This window comes from Martelella sp. FOR1707, assembly GCF_053484265.1.
Genome location: NZ_JBAKFP010000005.1, coordinates 554703 through 568704, shown reverse-complemented (window position 1 = coordinate 568704; position 14002 = coordinate 554703). Strand labels below are relative to the sequence as shown.

The window sequence follows — 14002 nt, the reverse complement described above, 5'->3', positions numbered from 1 at the left end:
ACCGCCCGAGGTAAATGCGGCGGCCGCGTTTCTTTTGCAACGCACAATCGCGCCGAAAGTGCCACTGTAATATGACTGACATATGCGCGGGCTAAAGCGGCTGAAACCCGCAAATGCCTTTTGTCAAAGGACATTCCGTGAATGCCTGAACCGGTGAAGAGACTGACTGTCATCTCGGATGCCTGGCATCCGCAGGTCAACGGTGTGGTTCGCACCATAGAGAACACCAATCGCGAGCTGACGAAGATGGGCATGGAGGTGACGATGATCACCCCCGACATGTTCCGCAATGTCGGCATGCCGACCTATCCGGAAATCCGCCTGGCGCTTGCGAGTTACCGTCACGTGGCTCGCCTGATCGAGGAAAGCCGACCGGATTACGTCCATATCGCCACCGAAGGGCCGCTCGGCTACAAGGCGCGGCGCTGGTGCCGCAAAAGAAAGTTCCGCTTCTCGACGAGCTATCACACGCGGTTTCCCGAATATGTCTCCGCCCGCCTCCCCATCCCGGCAAGCTGGCTCTATTCGGTAATGCGCAATTTCCACAATGCCGGCAATGGCTGCATGGTCGCCACCGAAAGCCTCGCCCGCGAGCTGGAAGGCCACGGCTTCAAAAATCTGATGCGCTGGAGCCGGGGCATCGACAACACCCTGTTCTATCCCCGCCCGAAGACGGATGCCCCGTTTGGCGGCCTCCCCCGCCCGATCTTCCTGACGGTCGCGCGCGTGGCGGTGGAAAAGAACATCCAGGCGCTGCTTGCACTCGACCTGCCGGGCAGCACCGTGATCGTCGGGGACGGCCCCGCGCGGCGCGATCTCGAGCAGAAATTTCCAAAGGCCCATTTTCTCGGAATGCTGAGCGGCGACGAACTGGCCGAAGCCTATGCCGAGGCCGATGTCTTCGTCTTCACCTCCAAGACCGACACCTTCGGCAACACCATTATCGAGGCGCTGTCATCCGGCATTCCGGTCGCAGCCTTCCCCGTCACCGGCCCGGCCGATATCCTCGGGGGCCACGAACAGGCGGGCGCACTGGACGAGGACCTTAAGACCGCCTGCCTCAAAGCACTCGATTGCTCCTCGGAAAAGGCCCGCGAACTGGCCGCGACCTACACCTGGGAGGCCGCCGCCGCGCAGTTCCACGATAACGTCATCCGCGCCCACGACGGCTGAGTTTCTGTCCGGTTGTCGCACCGTTATTCATCCACGATCGAAATTTCCGGCTTCCCATCGATCACCAGCCTTATCTGGCCGCGCCCAGGACGTTCCAGCCGCACCGGCCCGCCGCGTTCTTCCAGCCGCCGGCGCAACAGGATCAGACGGGTCTCCAGATTGTCCTTGAAATCCGGCAGGTTGAGGCTCTTGTCCCGGCGAATTTCGCGATTGGAGAAAACCGTCCGGCCTGACTGTGCATAAAAGCGCACAAAATGATGCAGCAGCCGTCCCGGTACGCCCCGAATGACGTATTCATTGTCGATAAACACGCCGCCGTCACGTGGAAAAAACTGAAACGCGAAGCTGCCTTTATCGTTGTTTTCGTCCGCAAACGCGGCGGCATGAGGGGCTGCCTCGCCGAGCACATCGGCGATCTCGAAATTGACGAGGCCCGCGGCCACCTGCGCCGCCACCACCCGGAGGGCGGCCTCCTCGTCATGGGAAAAATCGAAACTCTTCTCGGATTCGGCAAACACTACCCCGATAAGGCGACCGCCGGCGATCATCGGCACCGCGACCTGGCTCTGCGGCTCGTCAATCATCGGCACCGGGATTTCTTCCTGCGTCGCTGCCGTTGCCGCGGCGATTGCAGAGACATAGCGCCGGCTGCGCCGCAGATCGGTGATCCGCACGGTCTGCCGCCGTTCAGCGGCAATACCGATGATCCCCTCGCCGAAACCGATCTCGGCGCCGAAGCCGAAATGCGGATAGCCACGGCTTGCGACGGTCACGAGCCTGTTCGTCTCCAGATCGGCGATCAGGATCATGGTGTGTCCGAATCCGAAGCGCTCCTCCAGGAGCGCCAGGCTGACGTCGAGCAGCGTCTCGGCATCGCCAAGCGCGGCGAGGTCACCGGCTGTGACGGCCGTCTCCCAGAGATAGTTGCCGCGTCTGGCCGGCAGCGGAGGCGGCAGTGCCAGCGGCGCGACCGGATCGATGCGTCGGCATTCCTCCACACGGTAGATATCTACCGCCCGCAGGCTCAGCATATGGGACTTTTCCTGAAGACCTGCCATCACGTCGAACTGGGCGGCGAGGCGATCGAATATGTCGCCGGAGCGATCGGCGCGCTCGAACACGAGGTCGAGGACATGCTGCAGGCCCATGCGTCCGTCCAGCACGACCAGGGTAGCCCTGCCCGTGAGCGCGACATTGGCCGCCGTCTTCGAGAAAAACTGATTGGAAAGGCCGACATGTTCGCTGTCGACGTAATGAACCTGCGAAAGATAGGAGATATTGGGCATGCCGGCGGCATCGCTGGTGGCGATAACGGAGGGCATAATGCCCTCGAAACTGTCGCGGATCGCCTCCAGCGGAACGCTCAGCATTTCTCGCTCCATATCCGCGCGCCGGCGCCAGGGCCCGGGGTCTGCACGAAAAGATCGGCCGGCCAGAACCGGACCGCCGCAAGATCCGCATCGCAGAACACCGAGGAAAGCTGAAGACGGCTGACGCCGAGGCCGGCCAGCAGGTCGAGCATCTCTTCCACATAGCGGCTCGCCCGTTCCGTCTGTTTGCGGTTCGCCGGCGCGATCGAGCCTATAGAACCCTTTACCTGCACAGCGCGATACGTGCCCGGATTGGCAAAGGTCACGGCGATCAACCCGCCCTTTCTCGCATTGGCGTGGAAGCCCGGCCACTGGCTCGAAGAGGCCAGGAGGACGATATCGCCCTGATCCGCATCGAAATAGGCGCCGCATCCGCGGCCGACATGGGGCCGCAGCGCCGCGTCGGTGGTCGCTGCAACAATCATCACGTTGCCGGACAGAAATGCCGCGACGTCGCCTTCAAGCACCTTGTTCCCCAGAGCAGGCGCGATTGCCGTGACACTATTCTACCCGCGACCGTCGGATCGGCATAGCCACAACCCGCAGATAGGAAAGATTTAGGAAAGCGGAAAAGCGCTTAGCAAGCTTTTAGGAAGCGCGGCGCGAGGCGTGTCGCTAATGCAAGTGCCGCCGCCGGATTGCCGGCATTTGCAACAAACCAGCGAGACCGAAATGAGCCATAACGACTTCATGATCAACACGCCTATCCTTGCGCACCGCTATGACCTCTATGGCAGCGTTCACAAGGGCCTGCGCCGCATGCAATGCCTGCTTCTTGCGCGCCTCGGCGCAAATGACTTCACCGATGCCGCCACGACCGAGAAGCTTCTTTCCGATATGAAGCGCCTGCTTTCGATGGCCGCCGCCCATGTCGAACACGAGGACAGGGAGATCCATGCAGCCCTCCACGAAAGGGGGATCGGCACCGGCCTCGTCGACGAGCAGCACGATGATCACCGCGAGGCCTTCACCATCATCGCCAACAAGATCGCCGCAGTCGAGAATGCCAGCGGCGCTGCGCGCGTCGAGGCCGGGCGCGGGCTCTACCTCACCTTCGCCGCCTATATCGCCGATGACTTCGCCCATATGCATGAAGAGGAGACCGTGCTCTGCCCGATCCTGTGGCAGAATTTCTCCGATGCGGAACTGCAGGCAATCGAGATGCGCATCATCGCCTCGATCCCGCCGGAGGAGAACATGGCGTTTACCCGCATGATGCTACCGGCGATGAACCCGGCCGAGCGCAATGCGATGGTCGGCGGCATGTATCGCGCCATGCCCGCGGAGGTCTTCAACGCGGTCGTCGAATTCGCGATCCGCCCCAGCCTCACGGAGACGGAGTTCGCCGCCGTACAGACCGGTATCGGACTGGCGGCATGACAGCCGCCGAAAACAGCAGCGGCTGCAGCCCGGAAGACTGCGCCGCCTGCGCCGGACGCTTCTGCACGACAATCACAAAGCTCTACATTCTGGAGAACGACAATGCGTATCACCGCCCTTCTGCTCGCCCTGATGATCGCCGGCCCCGCCATGGCGGACGGTCCGCAGCCAGCGCCGAGCGGCCTTTATGAACAGGACAGCCCGCACACCAGCGTAACCTGGAAGATCGACCATTTCGGCCTGTCGCACTTCACAGCCCGCTTCATCGGCGCAAGCGCCCGGCTCGACTGGAACGCCGACAAACCGGAACTGTCGACGCTGACGGTGGAAATCGATCCCGCCAATGTCAGGACCGATTTTCCCTTCCCGGAAGTCGAGGATTTCGACGGCAAGATCGGCGACGATCCGGCATTCCTTGCTGCAAGCCCGATCACCTTCGTCTCGGACAGCATCACGATCACCGGCGAGAATACCGGCCGGATCGAGGGCAACCTCACCATGCGCGGAGAAACCCATCCGGCCGTGATGGATGTCGTCTTCAACGGCTCGCTCGCCGAGCACCCGATCGAGAAGATCGCCAAGCTCGGCTTTTCCGGCCACATGACGGTCAAACGCTCGCTCTGGGGCCTGACATTCGCGACGCCGGCGCTCAGTGACGATGTGGATGTGGCGATCGAGATCGAATTCAAGCCGGCCGGGGCCTGACCCCGGCTGAGATTGCCTACCGCTTCTTCTTGCGCTTGTGCTCGAACGGGTTCTCGCCGGCGCGGAAGTGGATGCGGATCGGGACGCCCGGCATTTCGAAATCATTGCGCAGGCCGTTGGTCAGGTAGCGGATATAGCTTTCCGGCACCGCATCAGGCCGCGTGCAGGAAATCATGAAGCCCGGCGGGCGGGTCTTCACCTGGGTCATGTATTTCATCTTCAGCCGCCTGCCGGAAACGGCGGGCGGGGGATGGCTGATGGTCTGATGGTCGAGCCAGCGGTTGAGGCGCGCGGTGGAGATGCGCCGGTTCCAGACCTTGTCGGTGTCGGCGATCGCCTGCATCAGCTTGTCGAGGCCGGTGCCGCGCTCGCCGGAGATCGGCACGGCGCGGATGCCGCGCGCCTGCGGCAAGAGCCGCTCGGTCTTCTCGCGCAGATCGGCGAGCACGGCCTGGCGATCCTCGATCATGTCCCATTTGTTGAAGGCGAGCACGGCGGCGCGGCCCTCGCGCAGCACCAGATCGACGATCTGGAGGTCCTGCTTCTCGAACGGGATCGTCGCGTCGAAGACGATCACCACGCATTCGGCAAAGCGGATCGCCCGCAGCGCATCGGAGACCGAGAGCTTTTCGAGCTTTTCGACCACCCGCGCCTTGCGGCGCATGCCGGCGGTATCGAACAGCTTGATCGGCCGGCCGCGCCATTCCCATTCGACAGAGATCGAATCGCGGGTGATGCCGGCCTCGGGGCCGGTCAACAACCGCTCCTCGCCAAGATAGCGGTTGATCAGCGTCGACTTGCCCGCGTTCGGCCGCCCGACGATCGCGACCCGAAGCGGCTTGCTGTCGTCATAGGGGGCCGCCTCGTCCGGGTTGTCGGCCTCTTCCCTGGTCAGCATCACATCGGTCAGCGCTTCCTCGGCGGGCTCTTCCTTCGGGAAGGCCCGCTCCTCGCCGACCGCCTCGACGATCGCGTCGCGCAGATCGTGCATGCCCTGGCCGTGCTCGGCGGAAATCGGGCAGGGCTCGCCGAGGCCAAGCGTGAAGGCATCATAGAAACCGGCATCGGAACCGCGCGCCTCGGCCTTGTTGGCGACCAGCACCACCGGCTTGCCGCGGCGGCGCACCATTTCGGCGAGCGTATTGTCGGCCGGCGTCAGCCCGGCCTTGGCGTCGATGACGAACAGCGACAGGTCGGCCTCGTCGATCGCCGCTTCGGTCTGGGCGCGCATGCGGCCCGGCAGGGTGTCGGCGGCGGCCTCTTCAAGGCCGGCCGTGTCGATGATGGTGAAACGCAGGTCCGCAAGCCGCGCCTCGCCCGGGCGGCGGTCGCGGGTCACGCCCGGCGTGTCGTCGACAAGCGCCAGCTTCTGCCCGACCAGACGGTTGAACAGCGTCGACTTGCCGACATTGGGTCTTCCGACGATCGCGACCTTGAAACTCATGAAATGTTTCTCCTGACCGGCCCGTCAGCCGGCCGCGCTTTCGCTGACATTGCCGTCGGCGGTCATTACCTCGAGCATGATCTGGGCACGGTTCAGCACATTGCGCGGGGCTTCCGGATCGTTGGCAATCGCCTCGAACCATTCCTGAGCGCGGGCGTAATCCTTCAGCCGATAGGCGGAAAGGCCCAGGATCTCGCGCGCGGAAAAGCGGAACGGGTTACCGTCGCTCGACAGTTCCTCGACCTCGGCGGACACCTGTTCATAGGTGCCGGTATCGACCAGCAGCCAGCCAGCGCGCAGCTTCGCCGCATCGCGGATCGCCTCCGGCACGGAACGGTCCTTGCCGATCGACGAGAAGGCCGAGATCGCGGCAGCCGTATCACCCGCTTCGGAAAGCAGGGTGGCGGCGCGCAGTTGCGCCAGCACCGGATAGGAGCCGTGGCCTTCCTGCTCGAGCTGGGCCAGCGTCTGTTCCGCGGCATCGAGATTGCCGGCCTCGATCTGGTTCAGCGCGGTGAGGAATACGTCGCCGGATTTCGCCGCCTCGCGGGCCTGCCAGTATTCGTAACCGCGCCAGCCGGCCGTGCCGACCACGAGAATGACGGCAGCCGCGATCAGGACCTTGCCATAGCGCCGCCAGGCATCCTTCATCCTGTCGGAACGCAGTTCCTCATTCACCTCGCGGATAAAGCTGTCGTCCTGATTTGCCATTCCGTCACTCCGGCATGCATTTTGTTACGTGCCGGGCCTTCTAACCGTTTTTTTGCTCTGTTGTAAGGGCAAAAGGCGCTTCGCCGCACCGATTATGCGGCGAACTGGATCGGCACGCCGATCAGCCAGACATGCAGCTTCCAGATGAACAGCCCCCACAGCACAATGCCGAGGATAAAGGCATAGGCGTCATAGCGCGCCGAGACGAAGGGCTTGCGCGTCAAAAGCCCCGCCCGCTCGCGGCGCGCCAGCGAGATGCGCAGGATCACCGCCCAGATCAGGATGCCGGCAAACAGGATCACCGAGGCCGCCTCGCCATTGGCCAGAAGATGGGCGAGCGCCCAGATCTTGACCGACAGCACCATCGGATGCTTGGCGATCGCCGCGATCTTGCCCGGCGGGAAGAAGCTCGCCGAAAGACAGATCATCGCGATCAGCATCAGCAGGATAGTGATATGCGCCATCCATAATGGCGGCGTGTAGAGAACGATGCCGCTTTGGCGGGCCTGGCCGAAGGCGAACACGAGAAAGACGAATTCGGCGAGCGCCGCGAGTGAAAACAAGCCCTTCCACGGGTTCTCGCCGATGCGGTCGATGATCGACTGGCGGAACCCTGGCGCGAAGGTGTGAATGAGATGCGTTCCGGTGAACAGCAGAACCGCAATGATAAGCATGACCATGAAGCAAACCCCGAAAGAACAATCCACCCGGCGCCACCATAATCCGGAAGCGCGGAGTTTAGAAGTGTTCCAGTGGAAGCTGCGATAGGCCAATGTGATGGAAGGGATTGCGTGACAACCCCGTCCATTTCCGGTGTCAGCCCTCGGGATGCGGCTCCACAACGTCGCCGCCGGGCTCCTGATAGTCTTCTTGGTCGATCTCGGGCAATTTCTGGCCGAAGATCGCAGCCTCGAAGGCGGCAAGACGCTTGTAGATCGAGATCAGCTCGATGATCGTCGACCATGACATCACGAGGTACTGGAACGAGCTTGCGACCTGCCCGAAGGCCGTCACGATCTGCTGCACGAGACCATAGGTCACAGCCCCCGCCACGATCGCCGGAACGAGGATGAAATAGGCGAAGATATTGTCGGCCTGCAGGTAGAGCGAGCGGGCGAGGTTGAAATAGGTGTAGTGCAGATAGAGCCGGAAATAGTTGCGCCGCACATTGTCGAACAGCTCGACCAGGGTCTCCGGCTGCGCGCGGTCGGCATGGTCCTCGCCATAGACGAGTTCCTTACGATAGGCGGCTTCCACGCGCTGGTTGCGGAACTCGAGCCCCGGCAGCTTGACGCCGACCACCACCATCAGGATCGTGCCGAACAGCGACCAGAAGATCGCGGCGGTGAAAAGCGGCGCCGGGATCGCACCGACGATCGGCAGTTCGGTGACGTATTGAGACAGCGAGAACAGCACCGGCAGGAAGGCGATCAGCGTCATCACCGAATCGATCATCGAAACGCCGAGGCCTTCCATGATCGAGGCGAAGCGCATCGTGTCTTCCTGCACGCGCTGGGAAGCACCCTCGATGTGGCGGACGCGATCCCACATGCCGGTGTAGTAATCGTTCATCGCCGTGCGCCAGCGGAAGATATAGTGGCTGACGAAGAAGCGCGTGACGATGAACAGCGTGACGGACAGGAAGGCGATCTGCAGGAAGATCAGCATCAGCGTGTAGAAATCCTGCGCGGTAATGCCGGCCTCGCCCTGCAGCGCTGCCTGCAGCGTATCGCCGAAGGGCCGGCGCCAGTTGTTGATCGCGACCGAAATCTGCACCGAGAAATAGGTGATGAAGATGATCAGCTGCGAGCCCCAGACCGACCAGAGCTGCCATTTGCGATTATCGCCGACAATCCACCAGAACACGCCGAAGATGACCGAGAACACGGCGTAGTAGAGATAGAACCAGAGAAAATCCGGCGTGAAGAAGTGCGCAAGCCCGATCGGTTGGTCGCCCTCGGGAAACGGCTTGAACCCGATGCTGACGCCGAGTTCGCGAACCACGCCGTACCAGCCGGCGATGGCGACCAGGGTCCATATCAGAGCGGAGAGGAAAAACCATTTCGGCCGGGGAAAGAATGACTGAAACAAGAGCAGGCCTTCCGGAAATGTTTGCGCTTTCGCAAGTCTTACGGCATTTGGCTTAACAAAGAGAAATTAAAGATAATTAAGGTGCCTCACATTCCCGTGGGCAGTTGCCGCAGCTAATTTACCCCCCGGCGCCCTCGCCCAGGGTCAGCACCAGCGGCCCGTTGCGGGTGGCGACGATCGTGTGTTCGAACTGGACGGTAAGCGCGCGCGGCTGGGAGTAGAGCACCCATTCGCGGTCTTCCTCCTCCGCCCATTCGCCGCCGAGCGAGAGGAACGGCTCGACCGTGAAAACCTGGCCTTCCGCTATGATCCGCCGCTCGGCCTTGTCCGGCCATGTGGAAAGCTCGGCGGGCTCCTCGTGCAGCGACCGGCCAATGCCGTGGCTGGCGAGATTCTGGATCAGCGAATAGCGGTTCTTGCGGGCAAAATCGCCGATCGCATTGCCGATCGCGGAAAAGCCGCTTCCGGGTTTGACCTGATTGATGCCGGTCCACATTGCCCGCTTGCCGTCGCGGCACAGGCGCTTGACCTTGGAGCTAACCGGCGGCACGGCGAAGGACGCGCCGGTATCGGAAAAGAAACCGTCCTTTTCCGCCGAGACGTCGATATTGACGAGGTCACCCGCGGCAATCACCCGGTCGCCGGGAATGCCGTGGGCCACTTCCTCGTTAACCGAAATGCAGGTGGCGCCGGGAAAGCGGTAGGTCACTTCCGGCGCCGATTGCGCGCCATTTTCCTCCAGGAAAGCGCGGCCGATATTGTCGAGTTCCAGCGTGGTGATGCCTGGCTCAAGCGCCGCCGCCATTTTTTCAATCGCGGTGGCGCAGATCCGGCCGATATCCTTCAGCGCGGCCAGTTCTTCTTCAGTCTCGACAATCATGGGACGCTTTCTTTCAGACCGGCTCTCCCTGAGCCAGCATTTCCTTCACCATCGGCGCGACTTTCGTGCCGTAAAGTTCGATGGCATGCAACACTTCGTCATGCGGCACAAGCCCGACGGCGAACTGAATCATGAACCGGTCGAGCCCCATGATGCGCTGATGGGCGACGATCTTCTTTGCGAGTTCCTCCGGCCCGCCAACGAAAAGCGCGCCTTCCGGCCCGCGCGTCGCATCATATTGCGCCCGGCTTTGCGGGCCCCAGCCACGCTCGCGCCCGATCCGGTCCATCACCGCCTTTTGCGGCTCGTAGAAGATGTCTGCGGCCTTTTCGGTGGTATCGGCGAGAAATCCGTGGACGGAGATCGCGCGCTTCAGCTTCGATACGTCATGCCCCGCCTGCTCGCCGGCCTTCTTGTGAAGATCGAACAGCGGCGCGAACCGGCGCGGCTGGCCGCCGAGAATGGCGATGATCAGCGGCAGGCCGAGAAAGCCGGCGCGCGCCATCGACTGCGGCGTGCCGCCAGCCGCGATCCATACCGGCAGCGGGTCCTGCACCGGACGGGGATAGACCGGCAGGTTGTTGATCGGCGCGCGGGTCTTGCCCGACCACGTCACCGTCTCGTTGTCGCGGAGCTTCAGCAGCAGATCGAGCTTTTCCTCGAACAGCTGGTCATAGGCTTCCAGAGGATAGCCGAACAGCGGAAAGCTCTCGATGAAGGAGCCGCGCCCGGCCATGATCTCGGCGCGGCCGCCCGAAAGCAGATCGACGGAGGAGAATTGCTGGAACACCCGCACCGGATCATCCGAAGAGAGGATCGAGACCGCGCTGGTGAGGCGGATATTCTCGGTGATCGTCGCGGCCCCCGCCAGAACCGTCGCCGGCGAGGATACGAGGTAATCGACCCGGTGGTGCTCGCCAACGCCGAAGACATCGAGCCCGACGCTGTCGGCGAGCTTGATCTCCTCCATCAGGTTCTTCATCCGCTTTTCGGCCTCGCGGCCGCGATCGACGCCATCGGCGGGATCGACATCGGCAAAGGTGAAAACGCCCAGTTCCATACTCATCCTTTCAAGCGCGTCGTGTCGCTTTAGCTTGGTTTACCCAGCATATGGAGCAATCATGGACGAATGTCATGGCCCTGCCCGGGGTGACGGATTGTTCAGGCTTTGTGACCGCATTGTCTCGTGACGCCTCTTCAGGTTGCACCGCCTGCATTTCCATCACAAGATGCGTCAAGGAAAACGGCCAGGGGGAAGCAGGTCGGCATGGAGTATTCGGAGTGCCAGGCATCGCTGGGCTGCATCAGCCTGATGGCGCCTATTTTGGGTTTGATGATGGGAACCCTCTATATTTTCCTGGTCGTCGTCATCGACATCGGCCAGGCCAATCTGCGCTCTTATTACCGGGCCGTCATCGCCGTGCTATTGCCGTGGGTCGAAGCGCCCAAGGATACTTCCGAAAAGAACGGCCATCTTCGTTACGCTCTTCGCCCCGTCTTGGGCGCGATTGCAATGATGGCAACGACCATGACATTTCTGTTTTTAGTTGGTTCGGTTTCCGACAGGATATTCTTCTCGGCCGCACTGGCAACCAGCCTGCTTGCCGTTGGCACATTGGCCAGTAAAAGGGCACATACAAGCTTCTCGGTTAAGCTGAAATGGCCGTCGCGCGGCTTCGAGTGGCGCATCTATCCAATAGCGTCCCTGGTCTGGCATTTACGGGCGGGACTGTGGTGCGCACTCTTTTACTGGTTCATGCGGTTCGCTCAGCAGGTCGATCTCTAGGAGACGGACCAGCGACGACGAGCATTATCCGAGCGCGGACTTCGGGTCAGACATCTCGAACGCATTTTCGAACCGTTTGGTCAATTTTTTCCAAACCGGCTGCATTCACGCCTCTTCAGGCGATTGCATGGATTGCTGATTGCGCATAACCTTTCCGGCAAAACACCAAGAACGGGAATGGACTGAAGAATGGCGCGGACTGTCGTGATTACCGGCTCCACCAGCGGCATCGGGCTCGGCATCGCCGAAGGCTTTGCGGCCGCCGGCGACAATATCGTGTTGAACGGCTTCGGCAGCCAGGCGGAGATCGACGCGGCGGTCGAGCGCATCGGCGCGCTCGGCAGCGGATCGGTGATCTACCACCCCGCCGACATGACGAAGCCGGACGAGATCGAGGCGATGATCGCATCGGCCGCCGATACGTTCGGCGGCATCGATGTGCTGGTCAACAATGCCGGTATCCAGCATGTCAGCCCGATCGAGGATTTTCCGCCGGAACAATGGGACCGGATCATCGCGATCAACCTGACGAGTTCGTTTCATACCATCCGTCACGCCGTGCCGCTGATGAAGAAGGCGGGCTCGGGCCGCATCATCAATCTGGTTTCCGCCCATGGCCTCGTCGCCTCGCCGTTCAAGGCCGCCTATGTCTCGGCCAAGCACGGCATGATGGGGCTGACCAAGACCGTGGCGCTGGAGCTTGCCGAACACAGGATCACGGTCAACGCGATCTGTCCCGGCTATGTGCTGACGCCCCTTGTGGAGGCGCAGATACCCGACACCGCCAAGGCGCGCGGCATGACCGAGGAACAGGTGAAATCGGAGGTGCTGCTGGCAGCCCAGCCGACCAAGGAATTCGTGACCGTCGAGCAGATCGCCGCGACCGCGCTCTATCTGGCAAGCGATGCCGCGGCCCAGGTGACCGGCACCCATATTTCGATCGATGGCGGCTGGACGGCCAAGTGACGCTCGAACGAGCGGTATGAAGGACAATGGATGACGATACGGTTCATACTGAACGATGAGGAAATTGCGCTCGATGCGCTGTCGCCATCGGAGACGCTGCTTGACTATCTGCGCATCAGGAAGCGGCTGACTGGCTCCAAGGAAGGCTGCGCTGAGGGCGATTGCGGGGCCTGCACCGTGCTTGTCGGCCGGCTGACGCGCGGCAGGCTGGTCTACGAGACCGTCAACGCGTGCATCCGCTTCGTGGCCTCGCTCAACGCCACTCATGTGGTGACGATCGAGCATCTGGCGACAAAGGACGGCGCACTGCACCCGGTTCAGCAGGCCATGGTGGACCTCAACGGCTCGCAATGCGGCTTCTGCACGCCGGGTATCGTGATGTCGCTTTATGCGCTGTGGATGGAAAACGAGAAGCCGTCGCGCTTCGCCATCGAAAAGGCGTTGCAGGGCAATCTCTGTCGCTGCACCGGCTACGAGCCGATCGTGAAGGCCGCCGAGAAGGCCTCGGCCATCCGCCCCGACGCCGCCTTCGACGCGATCGCCCGTGAACGCGACAGCGTGATGGCAAGGCTTGCCGGCATGAAGACGGACGCCACGATCACTGTCGGTGACGAGACCGGCCGCGCCATCATTCCAGGCTCGATCGCAGCGCTTGCCGAGACGCTGAAGGAATACCGCGACGCCACCATCGTCGCCGGCTCCACCGATGTCGGGCTGTGGGTCACCAAGCAGATGCGCAGGCTGAACCCGATGGTGTTCATCAACCAGCTTGAAGAGCTGCAGACCATCACCGAGACGGATACGAGCTTCATCATCGGCGCGTGTGTCACCTATTCCGAGGCGCTGCCGGCGCTCGCGGAAAAAATCCCGGCCTTTTCCCGGCTGATCTTCAGGATCGGCGGCGAGCAGGTGCGCAATATGGGCACGATCGGCGGCAATGTCGCCAATGGCTCGCCGATCGGCGACACCCCGCCCGCCCTGATCGCGCTCGGCGCCACGCTGACGCTGCAATCGACGGACGGCACCCGCACCATCGCGCTGCAGGACTATTTCCGCGACTATGGCAAGCAGGACCGCAAGCCCGGCGAATTCGTGCTGTCGCTCACCGTGCCGAAGCCCGCGACGGCCAGCCATTTCTCGGTCTACAAGGTTGCCAAGCGCCGCGAGGAGGATATCTCCGCCGTCTGCGGCGCGTTCTACCTGGAGCTCGCCGGTGACGGCACGGTCGCGACCATCCGCATCGCCTATGGCGGCATGGCGGGCATTCCCAAGCGCGCTTCCAAAGTGGAGGCGGCGCTCTCCGGCAAACCGTGGAACAGCGAGACTGTCGAGACGGCGCGCGTGGCCTTCGAGGACGATTACCAGCCGATGACCGATATGCGCGCCACCGCCGCCTACCGCATGCTGACGGCGAAGAACCTTTTGACGCGGTTCCTGCTCGAGACCGGCGGCGACGCGCAGGAACTGCGCCGTTTTGCCGAAGAGGAGGCGTAAGC

General features: G+C 62.3%; 14 protein-coding genes. 6 read left to right on the top strand and 8 right to left on the bottom strand.

The window, feature by feature from the left end:
* Nucleotides 1–141 precede the first annotated feature (141 nt).
* Entirely contained in the window at nucleotides 142–1173 is a 1032-nt protein-coding gene (locus V6765_RS16970; RefSeq protein WP_448430872.1) for a glycosyltransferase family 4 protein, read from the top strand.
* A 23-nt stretch (nucleotides 1174–1196) separates the two neighbouring features.
* Here V6765_RS16970 and V6765_RS16965 read toward each other — a convergent pair whose 3' ends face one another.
* Nucleotides 1197–2543: a GAF domain-containing protein gene (locus tag V6765_RS16965; RefSeq protein WP_448430870.1), complete on the bottom strand. Its 1347-nt coding sequence runs from the start codon at nucleotides 2541–2543 to the stop codon at nucleotides 1197–1199.
* Nucleotides 2537–3010: a hypothetical protein gene (locus V6765_RS16960; protein ID WP_448430868.1), complete on the bottom strand. Its 474-nt coding sequence runs from the start codon at nucleotides 3008–3010 to the stop codon at nucleotides 2537–2539. The genes V6765_RS16965 and V6765_RS16960 overlap by 7 nt, the downstream gene beginning before the upstream one ends.
* Nucleotides 3011–3215: 205 nt before the next feature.
* Here V6765_RS16960 and V6765_RS16955 point away from each other — a divergent pair, with 205 nt between their 5' ends.
* Together V6765_RS16955 and V6765_RS16950 are read left to right on the top strand one after the other, a co-directional pair.
* A complete protein-coding gene (locus tag V6765_RS16955) occupies nucleotides 3216–3923 on the top strand; it encodes a hemerythrin domain-containing protein (protein ID WP_448430866.1) in 708 nt (235 codons plus the stop codon).
* 102 nt (nucleotides 3924–4025) lie between these two features.
* A complete protein-coding gene (locus tag V6765_RS16950) occupies nucleotides 4026–4628 on the top strand; it encodes a YceI family protein (RefSeq protein ID WP_448430864.1) in 603 nt (200 codons plus the stop codon).
* Nucleotides 4629–4644: 16 nt separating this feature from the next.
* Here the strand turns inward: V6765_RS16950 and der are convergent, their stop codons facing one another.
* The 6 genes from der to V6765_RS16920 form a co-directional block, all read right to left on the bottom strand.
* Nucleotides 4645–6072 (bottom strand): ribosome biogenesis GTPase Der, encoded by a 1428-nt coding sequence (gene der, locus V6765_RS16945; RefSeq protein ID WP_448430862.1) that lies wholly within the window; start codon nucleotides 6070–6072, stop codon nucleotides 4645–4647.
* Nucleotides 6073–6096: 24 nt separating this feature from the next.
* A complete protein-coding gene (locus V6765_RS16940) occupies nucleotides 6097–6783 on the bottom strand; it encodes a tetratricopeptide repeat protein (RefSeq protein ID WP_448430860.1) in 687 nt (228 codons plus the stop codon).
* Nucleotides 6784–6875: 92 nt separating this feature from the next.
* Nucleotides 6876–7463: an NnrU family protein gene (locus V6765_RS16935; protein ID WP_448430858.1), complete on the bottom strand. Its 588-nt coding sequence runs from the start codon at nucleotides 7461–7463 to the stop codon at nucleotides 6876–6878.
* Between the two features lie 136 nt (nucleotides 7464–7599).
* Nucleotides 7600–8874, bottom strand: a complete 1275-nt coding sequence (gene sbmA, locus V6765_RS16930; RefSeq protein WP_448430855.1) for a peptide antibiotic transporter SbmA — start codon at nucleotides 8872–8874, stop codon at nucleotides 7600–7602.
* A 118-nt stretch (nucleotides 8875–8992) separates the two neighbouring features.
* Entirely contained in the window at nucleotides 8993–9754 is a 762-nt protein-coding gene (gene map / locus V6765_RS16925; RefSeq protein WP_448430853.1) for a type I methionyl aminopeptidase, read from the bottom strand.
* A 13-nt stretch (nucleotides 9755–9767) separates the two neighbouring features.
* A complete protein-coding gene (locus V6765_RS16920; RefSeq protein ID WP_448430851.1) occupies nucleotides 9768–10814 on the bottom strand; it encodes an LLM class flavin-dependent oxidoreductase in 1047 nt (348 codons plus the stop codon).
* A 207-nt stretch (nucleotides 10815–11021) separates the two neighbouring features.
* Here V6765_RS16920 and V6765_RS16915 point away from each other — a divergent pair, with 207 nt between their 5' ends.
* The 3 genes from V6765_RS16915 (at nucleotide 11022) to xdhA (ending at nucleotide 14000) form a co-directional block, all read left to right on the top strand.
* The gene (locus tag V6765_RS16915) at nucleotides 11022–11540 is read left to right on the top strand and encodes a hypothetical protein (RefSeq protein WP_448430849.1); all 519 of its coding nucleotides are present in this window, start codon (nucleotides 11022–11024) and stop codon (nucleotides 11538–11540) included.
* A gap of 189 nt (nucleotides 11541–11729) precedes the next feature.
* A complete protein-coding gene (locus tag V6765_RS16910) occupies nucleotides 11730–12506 on the top strand; it encodes a 3-hydroxybutyrate dehydrogenase (protein ID WP_448430847.1) in 777 nt (258 codons plus the stop codon).
* Between the two features lie 30 nt (nucleotides 12507–12536).
* On the top strand, nucleotides 12537–14000 hold the full coding sequence (gene xdhA / locus V6765_RS16905; RefSeq protein WP_448430845.1) for a xanthine dehydrogenase small subunit: 1464 nt from the start codon (nucleotides 12537–12539) through the stop codon (nucleotides 13998–14000).
* Nucleotides 14001–14002: the final 2 nt, after the last annotated feature.